This window comes from Ruegeria sp. AP11 (genome assembly GCF_056535865.1).
The window spans coordinates 3,042,817-3,068,462 of the sequence record NZ_JBQFJB010000001.1; the positions used below are offsets into that span (position 1 = coordinate 3,042,817).

The 25,646-nt window shown below is 60.2% G+C and carries 21 protein-coding genes; 5 read left to right on the forward strand and 16 right to left on the reverse strand.

Annotation, left to right across the window (positions count from 1 at the left end; all coding sequences use genetic code 11):
* The first annotated feature begins 63 nt into the window (after window positions 1-63).
* Both ACR3E4_RS15210 and mprF read left to right on the forward strand, forming a co-directional pair.
* A complete protein-coding gene (locus ACR3E4_RS15210) occupies window positions 64-492 on the forward strand; it encodes an Lrp/AsnC family transcriptional regulator (RefSeq protein ID WP_480532845.1) in 429 nt (142 codons plus the stop codon).
* An 89-nt stretch (window positions 493-581) separates the two neighbouring features.
* The gene (gene mprF, locus ACR3E4_RS15215) at window positions 582-3,188 is read left to right on the forward strand and encodes a bifunctional lysylphosphatidylglycerol flippase/synthetase MprF (protein ID WP_480532843.1); all 2,607 of its coding nucleotides are present in this window, start codon (window positions 582-584) and stop codon (window positions 3,186-3,188) included.
* Window positions 3,189-3,191: 3 nt separating this feature from the next.
* Here mprF and ACR3E4_RS15220 read toward each other — a convergent pair whose 3' ends face one another.
* The 6 genes from ACR3E4_RS15220 to ACR3E4_RS15245 form a co-directional block, all read right to left on the reverse strand.
* Window positions 3,192-4,742 carry an efflux transporter outer membrane subunit gene (locus tag ACR3E4_RS15220; RefSeq protein WP_480532841.1) on the reverse strand — a complete coding sequence of 517 codons (1,551 nt, stop codon included), beginning with the start codon at window positions 4,740-4,742 and terminating at the stop codon, window positions 3,192-3,194.
* An 11-nt stretch (window positions 4,743-4,753) separates the two neighbouring features.
* On the reverse strand, window positions 4,754-5,899 hold the full coding sequence (locus ACR3E4_RS15225) for an HlyD family secretion protein (RefSeq protein ID WP_480532839.1): 1,146 nt from the start codon (window positions 5,897-5,899) through the stop codon (window positions 4,754-4,756).
* A gap of 21 nt (window positions 5,900-5,920) precedes the next feature.
* Window positions 5,921-6,283: a DUF3302 domain-containing protein gene (locus tag ACR3E4_RS15230; protein ID WP_480532837.1), complete on the reverse strand. Its 363-nt coding sequence runs from the start codon at window positions 6,281-6,283 to the stop codon at window positions 5,921-5,923.
* A 34-nt stretch (window positions 6,284-6,317) separates the two neighbouring features.
* Complete coding sequence (locus tag ACR3E4_RS15235) at window positions 6,318-6,887, reverse strand: disulfide bond formation protein B (protein ID WP_480532835.1); 570 nt, start codon at window positions 6,885-6,887, stop codon at window positions 6,318-6,320.
* Between the two features lie 12 nt (window positions 6,888-6,899).
* On the reverse strand, window positions 6,900-7,055 hold the full coding sequence (locus ACR3E4_RS15240) for a DUF5993 family protein (RefSeq protein WP_480532833.1): 156 nt from the start codon (window positions 7,053-7,055) through the stop codon (window positions 6,900-6,902).
* 98 nt (window positions 7,056-7,153) lie between these two features.
* Entirely contained in the window at window positions 7,154-7,915 is a 762-nt protein-coding gene (locus tag ACR3E4_RS15245; RefSeq protein ID WP_480532831.1) for a DeoR/GlpR family DNA-binding transcription regulator, read from the reverse strand.
* A 181-nt stretch (window positions 7,916-8,096) separates the two neighbouring features.
* On the opposite strand from ACR3E4_RS15245, the gene glpD reads away from it, so the two are divergent.
* A complete protein-coding gene (glpD, locus tag ACR3E4_RS15250; protein WP_480532829.1) occupies window positions 8,097-9,665 on the forward strand; it encodes a glycerol-3-phosphate dehydrogenase in 1,569 nt (522 codons plus the stop codon).
* Between the two features lie 49 nt (window positions 9,666-9,714).
* Here glpD and ACR3E4_RS15255 read toward each other — a convergent pair whose 3' ends face one another.
* From ACR3E4_RS15255 to metG, 3 genes are all read right to left on the reverse strand, one after another.
* Complete coding sequence (locus ACR3E4_RS15255; protein WP_480532827.1) at window positions 9,715-12,852, reverse strand: efflux RND transporter permease subunit; 3,138 nt, start codon at window positions 12,850-12,852, stop codon at window positions 9,715-9,717.
* Between the two features lie 3 nt (window positions 12,853-12,855).
* Window positions 12,856-14,022 carry an efflux RND transporter periplasmic adaptor subunit gene (locus ACR3E4_RS15260; RefSeq protein WP_480532825.1) on the reverse strand — a complete coding sequence of 389 codons (1,167 nt, stop codon included), beginning with the start codon at window positions 14,020-14,022 and terminating at the stop codon, window positions 12,856-12,858.
* Window positions 14,023-14,259: 237 nt separating this feature from the next.
* On the reverse strand, window positions 14,260-15,978 hold the full coding sequence (gene metG, locus ACR3E4_RS15265; RefSeq protein ID WP_480532823.1) for a methionine--tRNA ligase: 1,719 nt from the start codon (window positions 15,976-15,978) through the stop codon (window positions 14,260-14,262).
* 256 nt (window positions 15,979-16,234) lie between these two features.
* Between metG and ACR3E4_RS15270 the strand changes: the two genes are divergently transcribed.
* Window positions 16,235-16,951 (forward strand): OB-fold-containig protein, encoded by a 717-nt coding sequence (locus tag ACR3E4_RS15270; protein ID WP_480532821.1) that lies wholly within the window; start codon window positions 16,235-16,237, stop codon window positions 16,949-16,951.
* A 35-nt stretch (window positions 16,952-16,986) separates the two neighbouring features.
* On the forward strand, window positions 16,987-18,660 hold the full coding sequence (locus ACR3E4_RS15275; protein ID WP_480532819.1) for a flotillin family protein: 1,674 nt from the start codon (window positions 16,987-16,989) through the stop codon (window positions 18,658-18,660).
* Between the two features lie 30 nt (window positions 18,661-18,690).
* Here the strand turns inward: ACR3E4_RS15275 and ACR3E4_RS15280 are convergent, their stop codons facing one another.
* From ACR3E4_RS15280 to ACR3E4_RS15310, 7 genes are all read right to left on the reverse strand, one after another.
* Window positions 18,691-19,911 carry an MFS transporter gene (locus tag ACR3E4_RS15280; RefSeq protein WP_480532817.1) on the reverse strand — a complete coding sequence of 407 codons (1,221 nt, stop codon included), beginning with the start codon at window positions 19,909-19,911 and terminating at the stop codon, window positions 18,691-18,693.
* Window positions 19,912-19,990: 79 nt separating this feature from the next.
* Window positions 19,991-20,587, reverse strand: coding sequence for a YceI family protein (locus ACR3E4_RS15285; protein ID WP_480532815.1), 597 nt, complete (start codon window positions 20,585-20,587; stop codon window positions 19,991-19,993).
* The gene (locus tag ACR3E4_RS15290; protein ID WP_480532813.1) at window positions 20,584-21,798 is read right to left on the reverse strand and encodes an MFS transporter; all 1,215 of its coding nucleotides are present in this window, start codon (window positions 21,796-21,798) and stop codon (window positions 20,584-20,586) included. Before ACR3E4_RS15290 ends, ACR3E4_RS15285 begins: the two co-directional genes overlap by 4 nt.
* Window positions 21,799-21,860: 62 nt before the next feature.
* On the reverse strand, window positions 21,861-22,481 hold the full coding sequence (locus tag ACR3E4_RS15295; protein ID WP_480532811.1) for an ImuA family protein: 621 nt from the start codon (window positions 22,479-22,481) through the stop codon (window positions 21,861-21,863).
* Window positions 22,482-22,529: 48 nt separating this feature from the next.
* Window positions 22,530-23,111, reverse strand: coding sequence for a retropepsin-like aspartic protease family protein (locus ACR3E4_RS15300; RefSeq protein ID WP_480532809.1), 582 nt, complete (start codon window positions 23,109-23,111; stop codon window positions 22,530-22,532).
* 42 nt (window positions 23,112-23,153) lie between these two features.
* Window positions 23,154-23,774: a MarC family protein gene (locus tag ACR3E4_RS15305; protein ID WP_480532807.1), complete on the reverse strand. Its 621-nt coding sequence runs from the start codon at window positions 23,772-23,774 to the stop codon at window positions 23,154-23,156.
* Complete coding sequence (locus ACR3E4_RS15310; protein ID WP_480532805.1) at window positions 23,771-25,624, reverse strand: ABC-F family ATP-binding cassette domain-containing protein; 1,854 nt, start codon at window positions 25,622-25,624, stop codon at window positions 23,771-23,773. Before ACR3E4_RS15310 ends, ACR3E4_RS15305 begins: the two co-directional genes overlap by 4 nt.
* Window positions 25,625-25,646 lie beyond the last annotated feature (22 nt).

Sequence of the window (25,646 nt, forward strand, 5' to 3'; positions counted from 1 at the left end):
GGGTTGAGAAAAGAGACCAAAATGATCAAACTGGATTGGTGAAATTCGATTTGGAAAGCTCTTATGGACGAACTGGATAACCGATTGCTGAATGCACTGCACCGGGACGCGCGGGCATCGTTGTCGGAACTGGCTGAGGTGCTGGGCGTCACACGGACGACCGTCCGAAGCCGCCTTCAGCGTCTCAAGCAATCGGGTGAGATCGTCGGCTTCACCGTCGTGACCCGTCAGGGCGTGTCGGAAAGCCCGGTGCGCGGACTGATGATGCTTGAGATTGAAGGTCGGGGAACCGAGCGGATCAGATCACGTATCGCGGCGATGCGCGAGGTGGGGGCGGTGCATTCCACCAACGGCAGCTGGGATCTGATCGTCGAGATCGGCACCGACACGCTGGCTGAGTTTGACGACGTGCTGTTTGCAATCCGACGGATGGAGGGCGTCACCCGGTCCGAGACCAACCTGTTGCTGTCGACACGCAAGGGGCGGACATGAATCCGGGCGCAACATGCTTTGACGGCTGGCAATTATATGTAAAGCTTTGACCTGAAACCGAAACCCGCAACAGGGTAGGGATAATCAGAATGACTTCAGAGGCAACAAGCGACGAGTCGCGGGCCCAAAAGCTGGCCGAGCGTGTAACGGGCCTGTTGGAAAAACCTCTGGTTCGGATTGCGGTGCCAGTGGCGATAACGCTGATCGCGTTATTTGTTCTTCACGACCTGTCGGCTCATGTGAAATGGGCGGATGTGAAGACCGACATCGCCGCGACTTCGTGGAAGGTGATGTTTTTCGCGCTGTGCTGGACGGCGGTCAGCTTTCTGTCGCTATCCTTCTATGATGTCCTTGCCGTACAGAGCGTCGCTGAGGGCAAAGTCCCTCTGCCCATCGCAGGCATGGCAGGGGCCAGTGGCTATGCGGTGTCGAATTGTCTGGGCTTTTCCTATATCACCGGCACGGCCATCCGCTATCGCATCTATGCCTCGCTGGGATTGGATCTGGGGCGCGTCGCCGGGGTGATCGCGACCTCTTGGGTGGCGTTCTGGATGGGGCTGATCCTGCTTCTGGGTATACTTCTGACCTTCCATCCCGATGGTATCTCGAAGGTTTTGCCTATCGGAGGGACCACCGAAACCGTCATCGGTCTTTGTCTACTGGCAGGGCTTGTGGCGCTGTTCGTCTGGCTGTCTACCGGGGGGCGGCGATTGGGATACGGCGGGCTTGGCTTTAACCTGCCGGGTGGCAAGCTGGCCAGCCTGCTGACCGTTGCAGCGGTCGGGGATGTATTCGGCGCATCCATGGCGCTTTATGTGCTGATGCCGGATGATCTGGGTGTCGGTTTTCCGTACTTTTTCACCATTTATATCGCGGCCATCGCGGTAGGCATTCTCAGCCACGCGCCGGGCGGGATCGGCGTGTTTGAGGCGACCCTGATCGCAGGTCTGGGGGCCTCGGGGCGTTCGGATGTGATCGCGGCGCTGTTGCTTTATCGGGTCGTCTACACCTTTTGCCCGTTTGGCATAGCAACCCTGTCTATCGCCGGGGCCTCGGCCCTGACACAGCGGGACAAGATCGGAGGGGCGGCGACATGGGTTTACCGCGCCATTCGCCCGATCGTGCCGATGGTCGCCGCAGGTGTCGCGGCGGTGGCCGGGATTGTCCTGCTGGTCTCGGGCGCGTTGCCTTCCAGTTCGCAGAACCTTGGCGTCCTGCGTGAGGTGCTGCCGCTGTCCTTCGTCGAGGCTTCGCATCTGGCGGGCAGCGCGGTAGGGGTGTTGCTGCTGCTGGTCTCTCGCGGTCTGTTCCGCAAGCTGTATCGCGCCTGGGTCGTGGCGATGCTGTTGATGGTGGCGGGGTTCTTTGCCTCGCTCGCCAAAGGTCTGGACACGCATGAGGCGCTTTCTCTGCTCGGCACCATCGCCTTGCTGGCCATGTTCCGTGGTGCCTTCTACCGGGTCAGCGGCGCGTCGATCTTCCGGTTGAACATCCCGTGGCTGGTCAGCGTTATGGCCTTGCTGTTGGTGATCTTCTGGATCGGGTTGTTCGCCTATTCCCATGTCGAATACCAGAACGCGCTGTGGTGGGAGTTTGCCTGGAACGGCGATGCCTCCCGCTTCCTGCGCTCCAGCCTCGTGGTGGCGGTGATCCTTGGGGTGGTGGCGGTGAATTCGCTGTTCGGGCGAGAGATTCCGGCCCCGACCCGGACAGAAATCCCCGAAGTGGTCGAGCGGCTGGTGATGGAATGTGAAGACACCGAGTCCCAGATTTCCCTGACCGGAGACAAGCAGTTCCTGATTTCAGATGATCAGACCGCCTTTCTGGCCTACGCCGATACGGGCAACGCCCTGATCACCAAGGGCGAACCGGTGGGCGACGAAAGGGCCGGGCAACAATTGATCTGGCAACTGCGTGAATTGGCGGATCGCGAAGGCAAGCTATGCGCTTTCTACAGCGTTTCGACCAAGTATCTGCCGACGTTTCTGGACCTCGGCTTGTCGATCCTAAAGATTGGCGAGGTTGCGCGGGTGCCGCTGACCAATTTCTCACTGGACGGCAAGCCGCGCAAACGGTTCCGGCAGGCCAAGAACCGGGCCGAACGCGAAGGCTGTGTGTTCGAGATCATTCCCAAAGAGGAACTGGCCCCGGTGCTGCCGGAACTGCGCAAAATCTCGGACGACTGGCTTGCCAAAAAGGCGGGTGAGGAGAAGGGCTTTGCGCTGGGGGGCTTTGACGAAAAGTACCTGTCCTATTTCGACCATGCGGTTCTGCGGGATGAGAGCGGCAAGATCATGGCCTTTGCCAACCTGTTTCAGGGTGGCAACAAGTCGGAACTGTCACTGGATCTGATGCGCTATGAACCCGACAGCCCCAGCTTTGTCATGGATGCGCTCTTTGCCGAGATGATGTCATGGGGCGCAGAGCAGGGGTTCCACTGGTTCTCATTGGGGGCCGCGCCGTTTTCGGGGATCGAGAACCGGCAACTGGCCTCGCTGTGGAACCGCATTGGCGGCTTTGTCTATGAGCATGGGGAACAGTTTTATCACTTTGAGGGGCTGCGCGGCTTCAAACAGAAGTTCGAACCGGAATGGAGCCCGAACTATTTGGCCAGTCCCGGCGGGTTGGCCGCGCCGCGCATTTTGTACGAAGTGAACATCCTGATCTCGGGCGGGCTGCGCGGGCTGACGAAATAGGGATCAGTTCAGGCTGGCCCCGGTGGGCGTTTTCTGCAGCAGATCCCCCCAATCGGTGCGATAGGCCATCTCGGCCAGCACCGTTTCGGGCAGGAACTCCTGATTTTGTCGGATCTGCCAGCCACCGCCCAAACCTTTGTAGATGGCGACCAGATTTGACGAAACCTCTTGCCGCGCCTCGATCAGGTTCGCCTGCGACCGCAGAAGCGCGGTTTGCGTATTCAGGATGCGCGAGTAACTGGCAATGCCGTCGCGATACTGATCGACGGCAATCTCGGCGGCGCGGCGCGATGCGTCAACGCTGCGTTGATAGAAGGTGACCTGCTTGCGCGCCTGTGCATAAGCGCCCATGGCGCTTTCAACCTCAGAATAGGCGGTCAGGACAGTGTTCTGATAATTCGCTATCAACGCCTGATAGGCGGCGTCCTGCGCGCGGACATTGTTCTTGATGCGGCCATAGTTCAGCACGTTCCAGACAACGCCCGCATTGGCCAGACCCGTGGTGCTGTTGCCGCTGAACAGATCGCGCCCACCCGAGGCCTGCAGGCCGATTGACCCGGACAGAATGAACTGCGGATAGAGATCGGCCAGCGCGATGCCGACCTGGGCCGATTGCGTTGCTGCGGCCAGCTCTGCCGCGCGCACATCCGGGCGGCGTCGCAGCAGTTCTGCGGGTACACCCACGGCCACGTTTGTGCGGGCTGATGGGATACGACCGGACCCGCTCAGCATCCCCGCCATTTGCGCCGGGGTTTTGCCCAGCAGTACCGCCAGCGCATTCTTGGCTTGCAGCAGATCGCTCTCCAACTGGGGCACCAGCGCCCTGGTGTTGTTCAGCAGCGCCGTGGATTCCTGCACGTCCAATTCGGTGGTTACGCCGTTGTTGAAGCGCAACTGGGTCAGGTCCGCCGATACCTGCTGAATCTGGATATTCTCGCGCGCTACGCCCAGGGCCTCCTGCAAGGAGCGGACGTTGATATACAGGGCGGCCACATCGCCGGTGAGCGTTACAAGCGCATCGTCATAATTGGCCACCTGCAGGGCGAGGTTCGACCGCGCCGCCTGTACGCCACGCCGTTGTGCGCCCCATACGTCCAGTTCCCATTGCGCATCGAACCCGACCTGCGAGGTTGAAAACTCGGTATCCAGCGGGATGATCCGCCGAATATCGGAAATCGGGCCAAGGTTGTCGCTGATCTGCCGCCGTTCCAGCGATCCGCCGATGGCTTGCGACTGGGGGTAAAGCTCTCCGAATGCGATACCAAGCTGTGCGCGGGCCTGCAGCACGCGGGCCCCTGCAACCTGCAGGGTCAGGTTCTGGGCATAGGCCTCGGCGATCAGTTTGTTCAATGTAGGATCATTGAACGTCTCCCACCATCGCACCACCGGTGCGCTGCGCGAAGTCAGGCCGCTTTGGCCCGCACTGGGGCTGTTGACCTCGATCCATTGTTTCACGACCGGAGAGTTCGGGCGCACGAAATCCGGCCCTACCGGCGTACAGGCAGCAAGGGTGGCGGCGCAGAGGGCGGTGCCGAGCAGTCGGCGGAGTGTCATGGCGCGCATCCTCAGATATCCAGCGGTCGGATGAAGTTGGCGAAGGAATAGAGGCGGATGTTGATGCGCCTCAGAAACTCGAAGCTTTTGCCCATGCCCGTGTAGATCGCCACCGCCGCGTGGCCGCCAGCGGGGAAGGTATGACCTTCAGGCACATCGACCGAGATTTGTACCGCGATGCGGCCGGGCAGTTTCGGCAGTTCAAACCCGGGCAGGCGGCCCGAGGGCAGATACTGACCTTGACGCGTCGCCCACCAGATCGCCTCGACTTTGCCGGTCAGGATTTCACCGGGATAGAGGTCCAGCGCCACCTCGACCGGCTGGCCGACCTCAACGAATTTCAGGTTCTGCTGCCGGAAGGTGGCGAGGATATAGGGGCTGTCTTCAGTCACGAAGCTTGCAATCGCGCCCAGCCGGATTTCACCCACCACCATGCCCGGACGCGCCTGCTGCGAGACGATCATGCCGTTTTCGGGTGCGTATATCGTTGTGTTATCAAGAAAGTACTCGGCCTCGGCCAGTTGTGACTGGGCCTCGATGATGCCCGTGTTCACACCGTCGACCTGTGAGGCCGCTGCAAGATTGGCCTTCTCCAGATTCGCCTCGGCCTCTTTGACCTTGGCCTGATCCTCGGCCACCTGTTCATTCCAGCGGTCCAACTCGTCCTGCCGCGCGCCACCTGCAGGAACGAGGTTTTCGTACCGGGCCTGTTCTGTCAGGGCATAGGCCAGTTGCGCATTGGCGCGTTCGACGGCTTCGGTCGCGGCAATGACATCCTGTTCCAGGATCAGGGCATTTTGCTGCGCCGCCACCAATTGTGCATTCGCCTTTTCGACGGCCAGCGAAAACACCGTGTCGTCAAAGCGATAAAGCGGCTCTCCCTTCGTGACCCAGGTGTTCGGTTCGACCAGAACCTCGGTCAGAACCGTGGGCTGAGTCAGTCGGGGAACGATCTGGATGGTCGAGCGCACCACGTGACTGTCGGCCGAAAAGGGCTGAAAGAACCGCAAGGCGACAAGGAAGATCAGCAACAGATGCGCCCCGACCCAGAACGAGACGATCCCCCACATGATGTTGAATTTCAGCCATTGCGCCTTGAAGAACACAAACCAGACGAAAATGATGTAAAACAGCGTGATGCCAAGGGCGACTAGCATATGTGTTGATTTCCTCTGACCTTAGCTCTTCTGAGTGTCGTCTGTATCCAGCGGGTCCTGATATTCCGGTTTCACAGTTCCACCCAGCCGCCTGATCTCATCACGAATAGCCTTGCGCTCGTCCTCGGGTCCGCGGCGCATGTCTACGGTGACGCCGTCATGGAAGGCCCAGATGAAGGCGTGCACCCAGGGCACGATGGCCAGAAACCCCATCCATCCCATGATCTTGACCGCCTCAGCGTGGGGGTGGTTGCGCTTGATCGCAATGCGGCCCGGCAAGCCCATGATGAACAGGAACAGCGCCATGACTGCCGCCAATAGCAGGATGAGCGCCACGAATGTCAGATAGTCGTAATAGCCAAGCGGCTGTCCCAGAAGTCCCATTCTCGCGCCTCTCGTCGGGAAGGTTGTCCTATCCTCAGTTGTTGTTGCCCAATTCGTCAATCAGTTTGTAGCTGGTGGGCGGGTCGGCGCAAATGGTCGGCCCGCATTCGATCAGGGTCGACACGGCATTCAGCACCGCCAGAGCGAGTAGGGTGAAGAACGCGGCCTTGGCCAATGTACTGCCGCCGAAACGTGGGCCTCGTTGGCCGTCGCTGACATATTGGCGGTCAAACATCAGCATGACCGAAGTGCCCAGCAGGATCAGAAAGAACCCGATTGCGGCCCAGGTATAATAGTGCAGCCCCAGAACGGGTGAGCCATAATGGCCCGTGCCCGGCACAATATGCAGCAGGATTTGCCGCACGGATACGCTGCCACCATAAAGCGCGGCCAACAGCATCAGCGCGTAGTGTCGCGGACGCGCGCCGTATAGCAGGTTGAGGCCAAGCCCGACGCCCACGGCCACGAATCCAACCCGTTGCAGCAGGCAGAGAGGGCAGGGCAGTTCATCCAGCGTGAACTGATATGCATACGCAAGGATGAGGATGAGGTTGACAGCAAATGCGCCCAGGGCGTTCAGGCTTCGGGACAGGTCTGGTGTCATCATCACGCTCCGCTACAGTTGGATGGTCAAAACGCTGGTGGCGTGAAATTTTAGCCAGTAAACGCTCAACGCCAGCGTGATAAGGAACAAGGTCGTTCCGATACCCGTGCGACCGAAATAGTTCAGCCCCATTGTGACTGTAAGTAGCGAAAACAAAAGCGCGATCATGGCCCGGTACCATCCCTAAAGTGCCTGATGCTGATGATCACAATACTGTCATCTCAAGGGGCATCTGACAAGGTAGAGCAACCAGAAGGTGATAGGCCTCAGGGACATTCGACAATTCGTGTTTGCCAGTCGGTACATCTCGCAGGCAGTTCGTCGGGCAACGGGGCGTCCGAATAAATCACGTCGACATCCGCCAGAGAGGCGATGCGCGCCGGGGCTGTTCGCGCGAATTTGGAATGATCCGCAACAAGACTGGTGTGCCGCGCCTGCGCGATGATGGTTTGGCTGACCAGAACTTCCTGCAGGTCGAAATCCATCAGGTCGCCATCAACATCCAGCGCCGAGCAGCCGATGACCGCGTGGTCAAACTTGAACTGACGAATGGTTGAAACGGCCAGATTCCCGACCAACCCGCTGTCCGACCGGCGCAGCACGCCGCCAGTAACGACGATCTCGCAGTCCGGGTTTTCGGCCAGTATCGAGGCCACGTTCATGTTGTTGGTCACCACCATCAGATTCTTGTGGTGCAACAATTGCCGGGCGACCGCCTCGGTCGAGGTGCCGATGTTCAGGAAAAGCGAACTGCCATCCGGGATGTCAGCCGCGCAGCGTTCGGCAATACGGGTTTTGACCTCGTGATTCAGGGCGCGGCGGTCCTCGTAGCCGATATTCGAAACGCCCGAGCGCAACACGGCCCCGCCGTGTACCCGGTCGAGCATTCCGGCCTCGGACAGGTCGGACAAATCGCGGCGGATGGTCTGGACGGTGACCTGAAAACGGTCTGCCAACCCTTCGACCGTGACGCGGCCGTCTTCCTTGGCGATTTCAAGAATGTCCGATTGGCGGAAGGACAAGGACATGGGTGATCTCCGTCTGCGTGGGTGTTTTCGTTTTTGCTCTTTTTATTCAAAGTGACAAGTTATGACTGATATAATAGCTTATACCATTCGAAAGCGATAAATAACGAAAGCAATTATTGACCAAACGAACATAAATCAGGTTAATGCGCGCAAAGCTGCAGAAATTGGGAATCGCATAACAATGTCATCGGACAGCACTCAGGTAACCGACCTGTTCATCATCGGTGGTGGCATCAACGGCTGCGGTATCGCGCGCGATGCGGCGGGGCGGGGATTGTCCGTGGCGCTGGCCGAGATGAATGATCTGGCCTCGGCCACGTCCTCTGCATCGACCAAACTGTTCCATGGCGGGCTGCGGTATCTGGAGTTCTTCGAGTTTCGTCTGGTTCGCGAGGCGCTGATTGAACGCGAAACATTGCTGCGCGCCATGCCACATATCTCGTGGCCGATGCGCTTTGTGCTGCCGTATCACGCCGACATGCGGTTCGATTCCGAGACGCCGACCTCCAGACTGCTGAGCACGGTCATGCCCTGGATGCGCGGGCGGCGTCCGGCCTGGCTGATCCGGTTGGGCTTGTTTTTGTATGACAATCTCGGCGGGCGAAAAATTCTGCCCGGAACACGGTCGCTGAACCTGCGAAACGGACCTGAAGGTGCCCCGCTGCAGGACAAGTTCGAAACCGCCTATGAATACTCCGATTGCTGGGTCGAGGATTCCCGGCTGGTCGTCCTGAACGCCCGCGATGCCGAGGCGCGCGGTGCGCAGATCATGGTGCGCACCGAGGTTGTCTCGGCCGAGCGGGTCAATGATCTGTGGAAGGTGACCCTGCGCGACCGCGACAGGGATGAAACCAGAATTGTCCACGCAAGGATGCTGATCAATGCGGGCGGGCCGTGGGTGGGCGACATCATCCAGACCAAGATCCGCATGAATTCGCGCGAAGGCGTCCGGCTGGTGCGCGGCAGCCACATCGTGACGCCGAAACTCTATGATCACGACAAATGCTATTTCTTTCAGGGTGAAGACGGGCGGATCATTTTCGCCATCCCGTACGAGCAGGATTACACTTTGATCGGAACCACGGATCAGGATCATTCGGACCCGTCCGAACCCCCGGTCTGTACCGAGGCAGAGCAGGAGTATCTTTGCGCTTTGGCCTCGAAGTATTTCAAGACGCCAGTGACGCGCGCGGATGTCGTCTGGACGTATTCCGGCGTCCGGCCCTTGTACGATGACGGGGCCAGCAGCGCGACGGCGGCAACACGGGATTACACCCTGAAGGTGGATGCCGAGGGCGGCGCGCCCGTGCTGAATGTCTTTGGTGGTAAGATCACGACCTACCGCCGTCTTGCAGAAAGCGCGCTTGAGAAAGTAGGCGAGCATATCCCGGGCGTGTCTGGTCCCTGGACGGCGGGTGTGCCATTGCCGGGAGGGGATTTTCCTGTCGATGGGGTCGATGCTTTGGTGCAAAGCCTGAGGGCCGATTATCCCTTCCTGACGGAACGCTGGGCACATCGTTTGGTGCGCGCTTACGGCACTGAGGCGCGCGCTGTGTTGGGTTCAGCGCAGGAACAATCCGATCTGGGTGAGGATTTCGGGGCCACCCTGACGGCGGCAGAGCTGAACTGGCTGATTGAAAAGGAATATGCCCGCACCGCGGAAGATGTGATCTGGCGACGCAACAAGCTCGGGCTGCGATTGACACCGGAACAGATCACCCGGATCGATAGCTGGATAGCCAATCGCTGAGATCAAAGAGAACGCCCCGCAATTTTGCGGGGCGTTTCTGATTATCCGATCATGCGGCCTCTTCCGAAGGGCCGGGATCATTCTTACTGCCTTTGATCCACTCTCGCAGCCCCTGCATCACGGCATAGAGAACCGGAACAAGGATCACCCCGAACAGCGTCGCGGCGAGCATCCCACCAAAGACGGCAACCCCGATGGCCTTCTGGCTGGCCGCACCGGCACCGTTCGCGGCCAGCAGCGGCACGACGCCCAGCAGGAAGGACAGGGCGGTCATCATCACGGCGCGGAAACGCTGATACGCCGCCTCAGCCGCTGCGTCTTTGATCGACAGGCCTTTGGCCCGCTGCTCCATCGCGAACTCAACGATCAGAATTCCGTTCTTTGAGGCAAGCCCGACCAGCATGATCATCCCGATCTGCGTGTAAAGGTTGATGTCACTGCCCACGATCGCAACCGCTGCGACTGCTCCGAACAAGGCTACAGTCACCGACATCAGGATCGATACAGGCATGGTCCAGCTTTCGTATTGGCCGACAAGGAACAGGTATCCGAACAGGATCGCCAACCCTAGGATCACGACCACCAAATTGCCCGAAGCCAATTGCTGTTGCGCCGTTCCCGTCCATTCGAAGGCATAGCCGGGGGGCAGGGCGGTTGCCGATTCCTCGGTCATGGTGGTGATCGCATCCCCGGTCGAAAGCCCCGGAGCCGGAACAGCGGTCACCGTGGCGGAACGGAACAGGTTGTGCCGTTTCAGAAGCACCGGCCCCAACACGTTCTCGATATCGATCAAAGTGCCCAGCGGCACCATTTCGCCTTTGGTTGAACGCACATAAAGGTCCGAGATGTCATCGACTTTGTTCCGATAGGACCCCTCGGCCTGGATCATCACGCGATAGACCCGCCCAAACAGGTTGAAGTCGTTCACGTAGTACGAGCCGAGCTGCGCCTGCATGGTCTGGAACACCTCGGCGACCGAGACCTGCAGGGTCTTGGCCTTTTCCCGGTCCAGATCGACGAACAGCTGCGGCACGTTTGCGCGGAAGGTGGTGTAAGCCTGCGCAATCTCGGGCCGTTGGTTGGCGGCGTAGACATATGAACCAACCGCCGAGGCCAGATCCTGTGGCGATCCGCCACCGGTTTGCTGAACCTCCATTTCAACGCCCGCAGACATACCCAAACCTTGGATTGGCGGCGGGTTGAAAGCCACGATCGAGGCTGCGGATTCCTGGTTGGCGATGGCCAGCACCTTGCCCAGAATGGCATTGGCGCTGAGGTCGGGTTCCTGCCGTTCTCCCCAGTTTGTAAGGTTGACGAAGATCGCCGCGCCGTTGGTTGTTGTGCCATTCAGCAGAGAGAAGCCGTTCACCAGAACGGTGCTGGCAACGCCCGGTATCTCCTGAATTTGGGCATCGAGGCGGGCCGAGACGGTTTCGGTCCGCTCAAGCGTTGCCGCGTCGGGCAGTTGGATATCGACGAAGAGATAGCCGTTATCCTCAAGCGGAATGAACCCTTGCGAAGTGTTGCCCATGATGGTCCCGGTGCCCATGCCGAAAGCCGCAATGATGCCCAGCGAAATGACAGGCAGGATCAGCAGTTTGCGCACGATTGCCACATACCCGCTGCGTACCGAACCAATGAACTTTTCGAAGACCGCCAGCAAACCCTTGGGCGGGCCCGAGCGCGCCTGAAGTACAAGCCCACATAAGGCCGGGGACAATGTCAGAGCGTTTATCGAAGAGATCACAACAGCGGTCGAGATCGTGACCGCGAACTGCGAATAGAGCCGCCCCGAGATACCGGGCATGAAGGTCACCGGCACGAAGACGGCCAGCAGAACCAGCGTCGTTGCAATCACCGGGCCGGTGATCTGGCCCATCGCCTTACGCGTGGCTTCGGCGGGGGGCAGGCCCTCATCCGCGATGATGCGCTCGACATTTTCGACGACAACGATGGCGTCATCCACCACGATCCCGATGGCCAGCACCAGCGCGAACAGAGAGATCGTGTTCAGAGACATGCCAAAGGCCAGAAGGAAGGCGAATGTCCCGATCAATGACACCGGAATCGCCACCGCCGGAATGATGGTCGCGCGCCAACTGCCAAGGAAGATGAACACGACGGTGATCACCAGAATGAAAGTCAGGATAAGCGTCGAAACCACGTCATTCAGTGATTGTTCAACAAAGTCCGTCGTGTTGAACGGGACAGCGTATTCCACATCCGTCGGGAACGAGCGTGACAGACGCTCAAGCTCGGCCTCGACACGCTCGGACACGGCCAGGGCGTTGGCCCCGGGGGCCTGATAGATGCCGATGACGGTGGCGGGGACGCTTTGGAAATAGCCAGAGGCCGAATAGAACTGCGCGCCGAGTTCGGTGCGTGCGATGTCTTTGACGCGCACAATGGCACCCGCGTCGCCGGTGCGGATTACGATGTTCGAAAACTCTTCAGCCGAGGTCAGGCGGCCCTTGGTTTTGATCGTGTATTGAAAGGTCTGCCCCTCGGGAACAGGCGGTGAGCCGATGGAACCCGCTGATACTTCGATATTCTGCTCGCGGATCGCGTTGATCACATCACCCGGAGAGATCGACAGCGCCGCCATCTTGTCCGGGTCCATCCAGATCCGCATGGCGTATTCCAGATTGGTCAGAACATCCGCCTTGCCAACGCCCTGAACCCGCGCCAGCGCGTCTTTCAGATTGATCGAGGCATAGTTGGACAGAAACACGCTGTCATAGGTGCCATTGGGCGAGGTCAGCGTGACCAGCAACAGCATGTTTGTCGACGCCTTCTGCGTCACAACACCCGACGAGGTGACCTCGGATGGCAGCGACGCCATCGCCTGTGCCACGCGGTTTTGCACGTTCACGGATGCGATATCGGGGTCTGTCCCCACTTCGAACGTAACGTTCAGAGAATACGAACCGTTATCCGATGAGGTCGACGTCATGTAGATCATGTCGTCCACACCGTTGACCTGCGCCTCGATGGGGGCGGCGACGGTGTTCTCGACGGTCTCGGCATTCGCGCCAGTATATGTGGCGGTGACGCTGACGACCGGGGGCGTGATATCGGGGAACTGCGCAACCGGCAGAACCAGATAGCCGATGCCGCCCAGAATGGTCAGCACCAGCGAAATAACAAGCGCCAGCTTGGGCCGGCTGATGAACAGGGCTGAGAACATCGGTTATTCCCCCGGCTGTTCGGCAGCGACAACCGCGTCGACCGCCACGCCCGGGCGCACCCGCTGCAGGCCCTCGACAATCACGCTTTCGCCTTCGCGCAGACCATCCGCGACGATGATGGCCGAGTCGACCGTGTCGCCGGTGGTGATATAGCGTTGTTCGACCATTTGTTTGTCATTGACCACCAGAACGAATTCACCGCGCTGATCGCGCTGCAGAGCCGCCTGCGGAATCAGCACCTGCAGCGTGGGCTCCAGGGCTTCGATCTGGACGTTCAAAAAGGCCCCGTCGATGATCAGCCGGTCGGCGTTGTCGAACTGGGCGCGCAGTGTGATGGCCCCGGTCAACGGATCGATACGGTTGTCGACAAAGATGATCTTGCCGGTTTCATCCAACTCGGTGCCATTGGGCAGCGTCACGTGGACATTCGGGCTTTGATCGCTTTCGGCCAGAGAGGCTGCGCTTTCGCCAACATGTTGAAGAACCGTGGTAAACTGCTTCTCATTGAGTGAGAAGTTCACGTAGATCGGCGCTTCGCTCACCAGATTGACCAGCGGCGGATTGTTCGGGCCGACCACGTCCCCGACGCTTGTCGCAACGCGGCCCAGTCGTCCGGTGAACGGCGCATGGATTTCGGTGTAGCTCAGATCCAGTTGGGCCTGTTGAATAGCGGCGTTCGCGGCCTTGACCTCGGCTTCGGCTACTAGTTCGTTGGCGCGGGCGATGTCGCGTTCGGATTCTGGCGTCGCGTCGCGTTTGTACAGTTCTTCCTTTCGGGCCAGATCGACCTTGGCCAGTTCAAGATTGGCCTCTGCCCGGTCCAGATCGGCCTTGCGCGACTGCAGGGTCGCCTCATACAGGTCCGGTTCGATCTTGAACAGAAGGTCGCCTTCATTCACCAGCGCGCCGTCTTCGACATCCTGACTTTCGAGAAAGCCACTGACGCGCGCGATGATATCGACTTTGTTGATCGCTTCGGCGCGTCCGATAAAGGTCGCCTCTTCCGTGATCTCCTCGGTATAGGCGGCAGCGATCGAAACCTTCGGTGGTGGCGCATCGCCTTGGTCCTGCGCCCACGCGGCCGAGGCCAGCCCGAGGCTGATCAGAAGGGCCAGGGCCCTGAATGATCCGCTGTGGCGATGGATGGACGTAGGAAATGCAAGGGACATGGCGGCGCCTCGTTCGAACTAAGGATTGCCCATCCGGACATGTGCGATGCCGGGACGAGTCGATTGACTTCTCACGCAGGATGGCCGGTTTGCGACAATATCTCAAGCTTCTTGAATGCGAAGCCTGTCGCGACCCGGTCGAGGTTTTTCCCGCAACTCGGCAGACTTAGGGATGCCTGCCAAAGAAAACGGGGGCCAAAACGGCCCCCGTTTGCTGGTGTTCCGAGATGTCGACCGTCAGTCGCGGGTTCCGGCAAAACGGCTTTGCCAGTCCTCGCGCTGTTCGTCGGTGATCTTGGCGAACAGCACGTCAGGCACGGTAAATTCGTGGCCCGCGGGCAGGGCGGCCAATGCAGCGGCCACGTCATCCGGCCAGCTGGTGTCCAGCGTGTTCATCGCGCTCAGCATCCGGGCCGATGTGTCCGGGATAAACGGCGCGCTGAGCACGGCATACAGGCGGATCAGGTTCAGGCCCAAACGTACCTGCGCGGCAGCCTGTTCAGTATCTTCCTTGAAGGTCGACCAGGGCGCTGCGGCCTGCAGGTATTCGTTGCCCGCCACCCAGATCGCGCGCAATTCCTGCGCGGATTTGCGGACATCCATCGCTTCCATATGCGCTTCATAGGCACGGACGCGTTTGGTCAGTTCTTCGATCAGCGCCTGCTCGCGGTCACCGAACGTGCCGCCTTCGGGCACGGCCTCGGCGAATTTCGAACGGCAGAACTTGGTGATCCGGCTGACGAAATTGCCCAGCACATCCGCCAGATCCTTGTTCACCGATTGCTGGAAGTTTTCCCATGTGAACTCACTGTCGCTGCTTTCGGGCGCATGGCTCAGCAGCCACCAGCGCCAGTAATCGGCGGGCAGGATTTCCAGCGCCTGATCCATGAACACGCCACGACCCTGAGAGGTCGAGAATTGGCCGCCGTCATAGTTGAGGTAGTTGAAGGATTTCAGGTGGTCGACCATCTTCCACGGCTCGCCCGAGCCGAGAATGGTGGCCGGGAACGACAGGGTATGGAAGGGCACGTTGTCCTTGCCCATGAACTGGACATAACGCACGTCATCCGCACCTTTGTCAGTACGCCACCAGCGTTCCCAGTCGGCGTCAGACTTGCCATTGGCATCAGCCCATTCTTTGGCGCAGGCGATATACTCGATGGGCGCGTCAAACCAGACATAGAAGACCTTGCCCTCCATCCCCGGCCAGTCCTGGTCACCTTTCTTGACCGGCACACCCCAGTCCAGATCGCGGGTGATGCCACGGTCCTGCAGGCCATCGCCGTCATGCAGCCATTTCTTGGCAATCGAGGTGGTCAGGATCGGCCAGTCTGCCTTGCTGTCGATCCAGGCATCCAGTTGATCTTTCATCGCAGATTGGCGCAGATACAGGTGCTTGGTCTCGCGCACCTCCAGATCGGTCGAGCCACTGATCGCGCTGCGCGGCTCGATCAGGTCAGTCGGGTCCAACTGCTTGGTGCAGTTCTCGCACTGGTCGCCACGTGCGCGGTCATAGCCGCAATTGGGGCAGGTGCCTTCGATATATCGGTCGGGCAGGAACCTTTTATCGGCATTGGAATAGACCTGCTTTTCGCTGACCTCACGGATCAGCCCGGCCTCGTCCAGTTTACCCGCGAAATGCTGTGTCAGCACCTTGTTCTGCTCGCTGGACGAGCGGCCAAAGTGATCGAAGCTGAGCCCGAAGCGCTGCGCAATCTCGGCCTGAACGGCATACATATCCGCGCAGTATTCCGCGACGGGCTTGCCCGCCTTGGCAGCGGCCAGTTCTGCCGGGGTGCCGTGTTCGTCCGTGGCGCACAGGAACATCACCTCGTTCCCCCGGCCACGCTGATAGCGCGCATAAAGATCAGCAGGCAATTGCGAGCCGATCAGATTGCCGAGGTGTTTGATCCCGTTGATGTAGGGGATCGCCGAGGTGATAAGAATCCGAGCCATATTCCGTTTCCGCGTAACTGTCTGCGCGCTCGTCTACATGATGTGACCGCGCAGCAAAAGGCCGGGTTTCGCCTGCATGTCATTTTAGCCACTTGCTGGTCATGTAATCGGACATTCCCGGTGACCGGGATTGTGATTGCGGGACGGGTCAAAATAACCTTGGGTTGAGCTGTGGAATCACAACTTCCTGAATTTTCGTTATGACTACCCATTTATATTGCATACCAAAGTATACAAAAACGGGAACATATCGCTGATGTTCAGCTTTCTGCTTGATGGTGCGTTTGCGCCCTTTACCATTTCACTTGCGCTGCCGTTTGGTCTGCTGGGGCTGGAACTGATCGCGCTGATGTTGGGTGGCAGCCTGTTGGCAGGCGATGGCGAAGCCGATCTGGATATGGCAGATGCCCCCGATCTTGAGGTTGCGGATTTTGATCTGGATCTCGACGCAGATGTCGATCTGGGCGATTTTGAGCTTGCCGAGGTCGAAGCCGAGGTTACCACCAATGCCTCTGCAGGTCCGCTTGGCTGGCTGGGCATCGGCAGGATGCCATTCCTGATCTGGCTTGTGGTTCTGCTGGCAGGCTTTGGGCTGTCCGGTATGGGCCTGCAACTGGCCCTGCGCGATCTGTTGGGCTTTGACCTGCCCGCATGGATGGCCGCGATCCCCGCCGGAGCCTTCGGCATGTGGTTTGCGCGTGGCTTTGGCGGTGTATTCGCCCGGCTGCTGCCCAAGACCGAGACCGAGGCGATGTCCGAGAGAATGCTGTCGCGCCGCCGGGGTTTCATACCGCAAGGAACCGCGTCCCGCGGTCGTCCAGCCGAGGTGCGGGTCATGGATCGCTTTGGCAATGCGCACTACCTGCGGGCAGAGCCGCTGCAAGATAAAGATACGCTTGAGCAGGGCACCGAAGTGCTTGTCCTGCGCGACCGACGGCAGGACCGGTTCGTTCTGGTCGGCCTGTCAGACTAACCAAATTCTAAACCCCAAAAATCGGAGGATTTTGCATGGAACTTGAATTCCTGGCCATCACAGTTGTGACCATTTTAGCAGTCGTCTTATTCATCGGCCTGGTGCTAGGCCGTCTCTATAAACGCGCGACACGCGAGATCAGCCTGGTAAAAACCGGGGCGGGCGGCAAGAAAGTCATCATGGATGGCGGCGTCATCATCGTGCCGCTGCTGCACGAGGTCAGCCCCGTCAACATGAAGACCCTGCGCCTTGAGGTGCAGCGTAGCGGCGAGGCCGCGCTGATCACCAAGGACCGGATGCGCGTCGATGTGGGCGTCGAGTTCTACGTCTCGGTCATGGCCACCGAAGAGGGCATTGCACGCGCCGCACAAACGCTGGGCGACCGTACCTTTGACGTTGAGCAACTGCGCGAGATGATCGAAGGCAAGCTGATCGACGGTCTGCGTGCCGTGGCGGCCCAGATGACCATGGACGGTCTGCATGAAAACCGCGCTGACTTTGTTCAGGAGGTGCAGAATGCGGTCTCCGAGGATCTGCTGAAGAATGGTCTGTCGCTGGAATCGGTCTCGCTGACCGCGCTGGACCAGACACCGTTCGAGGCTCTGGACGAGAACAACGCCTTTAACGCTGTCGGTATGCGCAAGCTGGCCGAGGTTATTGCCGCCTCGAAGAAAGAGCGCGCGCAAATCGATGCGGATGCCGAGGTCGAAGTCCGTCGTGCTGCGATGGAAGCCCAGCGTCAGAAGCTGCTGATCGAGCAGGATGAGGCGCAAGCGCGCATTGAGCAGACCCAGAAGGTCGAAACCCTGCGCGTGGCGCAGGAGGCCGAAATTGCTGCACGGACCGAGGACTCGGTACGCGAAACCGAGCGCGCCCGCATTGCCCGTGAGGAGGCCATCCGCGCAGCCGAGATCGAGCGCGAGCGCAAGATTCGCGATGCCGAAATCGCCAAAGAGCGTGAGATCGAAGTGGCCGAACAGGAACGCCAGATCATCATCGCGCAGAAGTCCGAGGAAGAAAGCCGCGCGCGGGCGTCGGCTGATCTGGCCCGGGCCGAAGCGACCAAGGCGACCGAAGCGGTGGCAACCGCCCGCGAAGTGGCCGAGGCTGAACGTCTCAAGCAGATCGCCCTGATCGAAGCCACGCGTGAGGCCGAACGTCAGGCGACCGCCATCCGTCTGGCCGCGCAGGCCGAGAAAGAGGCCGCCGCCGATCGCGCCGAAGCACGCCGCGAGGAAGCGCAGGCCGAAGCGGATGCGCTGAACATCCGCGCCGAGGCCAAGAAGAACGACATGCTGGCCGAAGCCGAAGGTAAGCGTGCGATTGTCGAGGCCGACAATGCTCTGTCGTCGGCACAGATCCGCATGAAGGTGGATCTGGCGCGGATCGAGACCATGCCCTCGATCATTTCGGAAATGGTCAAACCGGCTGAAAAGATCGACTCGATCAAGATCCATCAGGTTGGTGGTATAGGTGGGTCGACTGGTGGCGGCGCTGCCAACGGTGACAAACCGGTGGTCAATCAGGCGCTGGATTCGATCATGGGTATGGCGGTGCAGATGCCCGCGTTGAAAAAGCTGGGCGAAGAACTGGGCCTGTCGATGGAAAACGGCGTGGCCGGGGTGGTGAACGGCGCGCTAGACGCCTCACCTGAGCCGACAGAGGTCGTCGAAGGGGTGGCGGAAGACACGCCGCCGACCCAGCAATAAGTCAAAGGGCCGGGATTTCCCGGCCCTTTCTTATTCTTCCCGTGAACGTTTCAGCAGCCGCCCGATGGTGAACGAGGTACGAGGTGCGTAGACGTAGTTGGTCCGCTCGTCCGGCGTCGGGCGCGACCGCATCCGTGCCAGGCCGAACACAATCAGAAATACATGCCCCAAGGCGACAAAGGCAAACAACGCGCCGGGGCCAAACTGTTGGATCAGTGTTGAAGAGATATAGGGCGAGGCAATCGCGCCCAGCGCATACCAGAACATCAGAGCTGCCGACAGCTCGACCCGCTGTTCTGCTGTGGCAAAATCGTTGGCGTGGGCCGAGGATACCGAAAAAATCGGGAATGTGGTAAAGCCGAAGAACCAGGCTGCCAGCATGACCCCAAGCGTACCGGTGCCGCTGGCCATCATGGTGATACCGCAGCTCACAACAGCCACTGCAGACAGCCAGATCAGCACCCAGCGCCGGTCGTATTTATCCGCAAGCCACCCCATCGGATATTGCGCCATCGCGCCACCCAGAACGAACGAGGCCAGGAAGAACGCGATCTGATCCACGCCCAGTCCGACCTCTTGCCCGTAAACCGGGCCAACCATTCGGAACGAGGCCGAACTCAGCGCCGCGACAATCACGCCCGCAACGGCCAGGGGCGAACTGCGCCATGCCAGTTTTGGACGCAGGCGCGGTGCATCCGGTGTCTCGGGTTGGCTGGCGCGTGTCAGGGCCAGTGGCAATATCGAGGCGCAGCACATGATGGCCAGCAGATTGTAAGACACATAAGAGGCCGGAGGCAGAACCGCGATGATCAACTGCGCGCAGAGCGATGCACCCATATCCGCAATCCGGTAGGTGCCCATAGCGCGCCCGCGTGTTTCGTTTGTCACCTTCGCGTTCAGCCAGGCCTCGATCACCGTGTAGCATCCGGCGACGCAGGTGCCCGAGGCTATCCGCAGGACGGCCCAGATGCGTGGATCTTCTGTCAATGTGTGCCCCAGCAACCCCATCGCCCCCAACGCGGTACAGACGGCAAAGGCGCGGGAATGACCGACGCTGCCCATCAGGCGCGGGGCCCACCAGCATCCGATGAAGAAGCCAAGGAAATGCGCCGATCCCAAAAGACCGATCTGTTCCGTCGAGAAGTTCAGTGTCAGACCAGATATCGCGTCCAGCGGACCGACGCCGCCGGTGGAAAGCTGCAGCAGAATGACTGAAAGAAACAGGGCGGCGAAGGAAATGATTGTGCGCATAGTGGCTTTAACCTGACGTCATAAGCGAGTTTTTCGCGCGACTATTCGACCTTCGCAAGTCGTTTTTTGTCTTTCTGAGTCAGCTTTCGCGCAGGATCTCGGCATGGATGTTCAGCCCGACGGTGTCCTGCACCAGATCCGGATAGCCCGAGGCACCGAACTCATGCCGGTTCAACGCGCCGACCAGACGTATCGACAAGACATCCAGATCGTCGACGGCGCTTCCGGGTTTCCGGTAGAGGCTGGCCATCAGGGTCACGGGCCGCGTTACGCCGCGCACCGTCAGATCTCCGGTGACCATTGCGCCCTCGGATATGCGACCGGTGGGGCCGAGCTGTATCCTGGTCGAGGTGAAGCGGATCGTCGGGTGGCTTTTGGCATCCAGCACGCTTTGGCCCAGCATCGGACCGCGGGCAAAGGGCAGCTTTGTGCGCGCATCGGCCACGTCCATCACCACATCGACTTGGCTGTTCTGAAGGCGTTTGGTGTCGATCAGAATATCGGCGGACCGGATCGGCATCGTTCCCGATTGCGTCACGCCCGAAAGATCGAAGGTGAATCCGACCGAGGTGCCCTTGGGTGCCAGAACATAAGGAATCAGAGCCGTTTGCGCGACTCCTGCAAGGGGCAGGGCGGCCAGGCCCGCGATCAACGTGCGTCGGGTCAGATTTGTCATGCCATGACCTCTTGTCCTTGGGGGCGCGACCGTTTCAACAGCGTCAGCAGGATGGCGATATTCAGGCCGTTCCATAGGATGCCATTGATAAAGGCCAATTGATAATTTCCGGTTACGTCGTAAATCCAGCCGGACATCCAACCACCCAGCGCCATGCCCATGATGGTCATCATCATGACGAAACCCACCCGCGCGCCCGCCTCTTGCGGGGGCATATATTCGCGCACCACAAGGGCATAGCTGGGCACGATGCCGCCCTGCGCCAGACCGAATAGCATGCTGACGACATAAAGCGAGACCATCCCGTCATATGGCAGGAACAGAAACAGCGCGATGCATTGCAGGACCGAGCCGATCAGCAGGGTGGTCAGACCGCCCAATTTGTCGGCCACAAGGCCCGAGATCACGCGGCTGACCACGCCGCCCAGCAGCATAAGCGACAGCATCTCGGCCCCGACGGCCGGGCCATAACCCAGCCCCACGCAATAAGACACGATATGGACTTGCGGCATCGACATCGCCACGCAGCAACCAATTCCGGCAAGCCCGAGGATGTATTGCAGCGCGCGCGGCGACAGGCCCACGCTCTGCGATCTGATTTGCGCGGCGGCCGCGGCGGTGCTGTGCGCCTCGGTCGGAACTGTACGGCGCAACAGCAGGGACAATGGAATTACAATGACCAGAGTGATCAGCGCCAAAGTCAGGTAGACCTGCTGCCATCCCTCGCGTGCCAGAATGCCCGACAGCAGCGTAGGCCAGATCGCCCCGGACAGGTAGTTGCCACTGGCGACCAGCGCCACCGCGATCCCGCGCCGTCGCATGAACCAGTGCGAGATGTCGGCAATCAGCGGCCCGAACCCGACCGATGTGCCCAACCCAAGCAGCAGATGTGCCAGCGACAGAAGCACCATGTTCGGGGCCAGCGTAGCCAGCAGATAGCTGGTGGCGCTGAGGGCAGCTGCGCCGATCAGCGCTTTGGTGACGCCCAGCCGGTCCACCAATTGCCCCAACCACATGTTACCCAGCGCAAAGCCGATCATCGACAGCACATAGGGCATCGAGGCCTCAGCCCGCCCGGCACCGAACTGCGTCTCGATGGCGGGCATCACCACGATCACGGCCCACATGCCGACATTGACTACCGTGGCAATGGCTAGGGTGATCAGCAGGCGCAGCCAGGAATAGCGGCTATCGTGGATCGCGTGGGTCATCCCGGAACGCTAGGGCGCGACTGCGGTTTTGACCAGTCACAAGTTGCGTGACCGGCCCGCCGTCACTCAGGCGTGTCACTGACCTCGACCCGTTGCAGATGCAGTCTGGTTTGATCTGAAGTCCGCGTCACGATCCAACTGGCAGGCGGTTGCGAGCGGGCGCGGCGGCGGGTCAGGGTCCAGCCTTGGCCCGCGTCGCAATAGGTTGGGGCCAGATGCCAGCGCGTTTCGATCCCTTGCGCGCCTCCGTCATCGGGGGTCAGCAGCAGCCCCAGCGGGGCTTGCCCTGATGCGCCCCCTTGTTCAGCAGCCAGATGCAGGCGCCGGACCGGGGTCAGCCCCGGCGGGCCGGGCAGGTCGCCAATGACCAGCGGGGCTGCACCGCTGCGCAGCGCTTCCTCCATACACCAAAGCAGGTCTTCGGCTTTCGACGGGCGGACCAGCAAAAAGCGCGAGGGATCGGCGAAGGGCAGCATACCTTCGGGATGCAACTGCCCGACCTCCCATTCAGGGCAAATCCACAGCACCGGCCCCTGAGTCTGTCCGGCCAGCCACAGGGCAAAGCTGCGCCGCGCAGGGCCGCAAGCCTCGTGCACGCGGGCCAGTTGCAAGCTGATCTGTGGATGCAGGGCTATCCCGGGCGGGGTACGCGCGGGTTTGCGGCCAAGAAGCTGGGTGGACATGCTGTCAGATTAGCATGTTCTTATTTTGTTCTCAATCGAGGAATGCCGTCAGCGCGACAGAATCAGACGCCCATCGGCAAACTGGATGTTCGAGAAACGATGCAGATACTCCATCCCCAGCAGGGATTGATCCAGCTCACCCTCGGTGATCGAGGCAGGCACATTGCGGTCGGTGATCGGTCCCAGCGCAAGACTGTCCAACCGCACCGGAGCCGTGCGCACCACGCCATTCGCGGTCGCAGCGCGGCCCAGATAGGTCAGCTGCGCGGTATCGATCCCGGCACGCTCGGCGTCCTTGTCGCTCAGGACGATGTCGCTGGCGCCAGTATCAACCAGAAAGGTCACCGCTTTGCCGTTCACCAGCACCGGCAGGTAATAATGACCGTCATAGGACCGAGGCACCTCGATCCGCTGATCGGTCACCGTCAGCTGAGGCGAGGGGCCGACGGTCGAGCGGATATCGTCCCAAAGTCCGATCACAGCGATGACACCGATAAAGATGAATACCCAGGCTGCAGCCTGTTGCATTGTCTTGCCCAGCGATTGGCGGTTCTGGGTGATGAACCACATCAGCAGCGCCGCCGCCAGCAGCACCAGATAAGTCAAGCGCCCGATATTCTCTCCATCCATTCCGTCACCCGAAAATCATTGCTCCACTACATATATGGGGGTTCAGGCGGCGAAGCCAAAGGCCTTGAGCCCATCCAGAATAAACTGCACCGACAGCGCCGCCAGCAACATCCCCAACAGACGGGTCAGCACGTTCAGCCCGGTTTTTCCCAGAATGCGTGCGATTAGTCCCCCGGCCAGAAAGAACGAGAACACCACGACCATGACGGCCAGCATGACGGCACAGGCGGCAGCAATGCCTTGGATGCCCGGGTTCTGGCCCGCCAGCAGGATGATGGTGGCAATCGATCCGGGCCCTGCTATCAGCGGAATGGCCAGAGGGAAGACAGAAGGGTCGGGGTGTTCTTCTTCCTCGGCCCGGTCCTCGCGGCGTTTGGTGCGGCGGTCGAACAGCATGTCCAACGCGGTCAGGAACAGCAGCGCGCCACCGGCGACTTTGAAAGCCTCCATCGAAATTCCGACAAAACCCAGAACCGCTTCACCGAAGGCGGCAAAGGCGATCAGGATGAAAACGGCGGTCAGGCAGCTTCGGATTGCGGTTTTGCGGCGGGTTGCCGCGTCCATGTCCTGCGTCAGTGCGACGAAGATCGGCGTTGTGCCGAACGGGTCGATCACAACGAACATCGTCGTAAATGCGGTGATGAAGAAAGCCAGGTCGATCATGCGGCGTTCTCGGCGTTTTCCAACCGTTCGACAGCGGCGATCCACAGCGCCTCGGCCTTTTGCATCGCTTCGCTCACCTCGGCGAATTTACGGTTCCAGGTTTCCAGATCGTTGATCTTGTCATCCTCGTACAGTGCCGGATCGGACAGCTTGGCCGAGAGTTTCTCGTGCATGTCCGTCAGCTTCTCGATCCGGTCTTCGCATTTGCGTAGATCGGCGCGCAGGGCCAGCATGGTATCGCGCGAGGGGCGTTTGGGCTTTGCCGTGACGGGCTTTTCCTTTGCCGGCTTGTCGCGGGCCAGCAGCTGGGAGCGGTAGGCTTCAAGGTCGCCGTCAAACGGTTTCACCGTGCCGTCCGAGACCAGCCAAAGCCGATCCGCCACCAGAGACAGCAGGTGCATGTCGTGGCTGACCAGAACCACCGCGCCGGAATAGGCGGTCAGCGCCTCGACCAGCGCCTCGCGGCTTTCGATGTCCAGGTGGTTGGTGGGTTCGTCGAGGATCAGCATATGCGGCGCGTCGATGGTGGCGATCAGCAGCGACAGGCGGGCTTTTTGCCCCCCCGACAGGCGCCCGACCAGCGTTTCCGCCTGATCCGCGTTCAGCCCGAACCCGGCCAGACGCGAGCGCCACTTGCCCGGCGCCTCATCCGGACGCAGGCGGCGCAGGTGGTCCAGCGGCGTTTCGTCCACATGCAATTCATCCACCTGATGCTGCGCGAAATAGCCGATGCGCAGCTTGCTGCTGCGGCTCATCTTGCCTGCCATCAGGGGCAGGCGGTCAGACAGCAGTTTCGACAAGGTGGATTTACCCTGACCGTTCTTGCCCAGCAGTGCGATCCGGTCGTCCTGATCGATGCGCAGGTTCAGGCGGCGCAGCACCTCGTTCTCACCATAGCCGGTGATGCCGCCTTCGATCTGGATGATCGGCGGCGACAATTCCTCGGGTTCGGGGAAAGAGAACGCGCGCAGGGCGGCCTCTTGTGGGGTCGAAACCAGTTGGATGCGTTCGATCATCTTCAGGCGCGACTGGGCTTGCACGGCCTTGGATGCTTTATAGCGGAAGCGATCCACAAAGCTCTGTAAATGCGCGATGCGCGCCTTGGCCTTGGCGTTTTCCGATTCTGCCTGTGCCAGTCGTTCCGCGCGACGTTCGGCAAACTTATCGTAAGGAACGGCGTAATAGGTGAGCTTGCGGTCTTCCAGATGCAGGATCGAGCCCACCGCGCGATTCAGCAGGCCCCGGTCGTGGCTGATGATAATGACGGTATGGGGATACTTGGCCAGATAGCTTTCCAGCCACAGCGCGCCTTCGAGGTCCAGATAGTTGGTCGGTTCGTCCAGCAACAGCAAATCAGGTTGCGAAAACAGCACAGCCGCGAGCGCCACGCGCATCCGCCAGCCACCCGAGAAATCCGAGCAGGGCTTTAACTGGTCCTCGTCATCAAACCCCAGACCTTTCAGGATCGAGGCCGCGCGTGCCTCGGCCGACCAGGCGTCGATATCGGCCAGCCGGGTCTGGATCTCGGCAATGCGGGCGGGGTCGGTGGCGCTGTCGGCCTCGGCCATTAGCGCGCTGCGCTCGGTATCGGCCGCCAGTACGGTGTTGATCAGCGAAACTTCGGACGAGGGCACCTCTTGCGCCACCCCGCCAATCCGCGCCCGTTTGGGGACCGCTAAATTACCGGATTCCAGCGACAACTCACCCCGGATCAGGCGGAACAAGGTGGTCTTGCCGGTCCCATTGCGCCCCACAAGGCCAACCTTGTGCCCATCAGGAATGGTAGCACTGGCCCCGTCGAACAGAGGGCGGCCTTCAACGGCATAGGTGATGTCTTCAATCCGTAGCATGAGGCCGCTCTTAGCAGAGCCG

Bases quoted from the DNA above. Each gene is read 5' to 3' on its own strand.
- glpD (WP_480532829.1), top strand. From the start codon at position 8,097: ATGTCATCGGACAGCACTCAGGTAACCGACCTGTTCATCATCGGTGGT.
- ACR3E4_RS15305 (WP_480532807.1), bottom strand. From the start codon at position 23,774: ATGATCGACCTGGCTTTCTTCATCACCGCATTTACGACGATGTTCGTT.
- ACR3E4_RS15300 (WP_480532809.1), bottom strand. From the start codon at position 23,111: ATGGATGGAGAGAATATCGGGCGCTTGACTTATCTGGTGCTGCTGGCG.
- ACR3E4_RS15230 (WP_480532837.1), bottom strand. From the start codon at position 6,283: ATGGGACTTCTGGGACAGCCGCTTGGCTATTACGACTATCTGACATTC.
- ACR3E4_RS15270 (WP_480532821.1), top strand. From the start codon at position 16,235: ATGTTCAGCTTTCTGCTTGATGGTGCGTTTGCGCCCTTTACCATTTCA.
- ACR3E4_RS15275 (WP_480532819.1), top strand. From the start codon at position 16,987: ATGGAACTTGAATTCCTGGCCATCACAGTTGTGACCATTTTAGCAGTC.
- ACR3E4_RS15240 (WP_480532833.1), bottom strand. From the start codon at position 7,055: ATGATCGCGCTTTTGTTTTCGCTACTTACAGTCACAATGGGGCTGAAC.
- ACR3E4_RS15225 (WP_480532839.1), bottom strand. From the start codon at position 5,899: ATGCTAGTCGCCCTTGGCATCACGCTGTTTTACATCATTTTCGTCTGG.
- ACR3E4_RS15220 (WP_480532841.1), bottom strand. From the start codon at position 4,742: ATGACACTCCGCCGACTGCTCGGCACCGCCCTCTGCGCCGCCACCCTT.
- ACR3E4_RS15310 (WP_480532805.1), bottom strand. From the start codon at position 25,624: ATGCTACGGATTGAAGACATCACCTATGCCGTTGAAGGCCGCCCTCTG.
- ACR3E4_RS15290 (WP_480532813.1), bottom strand. From the start codon at position 21,798: ATGACCCACGCGATCCACGATAGCCGCTATTCCTGGCTGCGCCTGCTG.
- metG (WP_480532823.1), bottom strand. From the start codon at position 15,978: ATGGCTCGGATTCTTATCACCTCGGCGATCCCCTACATCAACGGGATC.
- ACR3E4_RS15235 (WP_480532835.1), bottom strand. From the start codon at position 6,887: ATGACACCAGACCTGTCCCGAAGCCTGAACGCCCTGGGCGCATTTGCT.
- ACR3E4_RS15255 (WP_480532827.1), bottom strand. From the start codon at position 12,852: ATGTTCTCAGCCCTGTTCATCAGCCGGCCCAAGCTGGCGCTTGTTATT.
- ACR3E4_RS15210 (WP_480532845.1), top strand. From the start codon at position 64: ATGGACGAACTGGATAACCGATTGCTGAATGCACTGCACCGGGACGCG.
- ACR3E4_RS15280 (WP_480532817.1), bottom strand. From the start codon at position 19,911: ATGCGCACAATCATTTCCTTCGCCGCCCTGTTTCTTTCAGTCATTCTG.
- ACR3E4_RS15285 (WP_480532815.1), bottom strand. From the start codon at position 20,587: ATGACAAATCTGACCCGACGCACGTTGATCGCGGGCCTGGCCGCCCTG.
- ACR3E4_RS15295 (WP_480532811.1), bottom strand. From the start codon at position 22,481: ATGTCCACCCAGCTTCTTGGCCGCAAACCCGCGCGTACCCCGCCCGGG.
- ACR3E4_RS15260 (WP_480532825.1), bottom strand. From the start codon at position 14,022: ATGTCCCTTGCATTTCCTACGTCCATCCATCGCCACAGCGGATCATTC.
- mprF (WP_480532843.1), top strand. From the start codon at position 582: ATGACTTCAGAGGCAACAAGCGACGAGTCGCGGGCCCAAAAGCTGGCC.
- ACR3E4_RS15245 (WP_480532831.1), bottom strand. From the start codon at position 7,915: ATGTCCTTGTCCTTCCGCCAATCGGACATTCTTGAAATCGCCAAGGAA.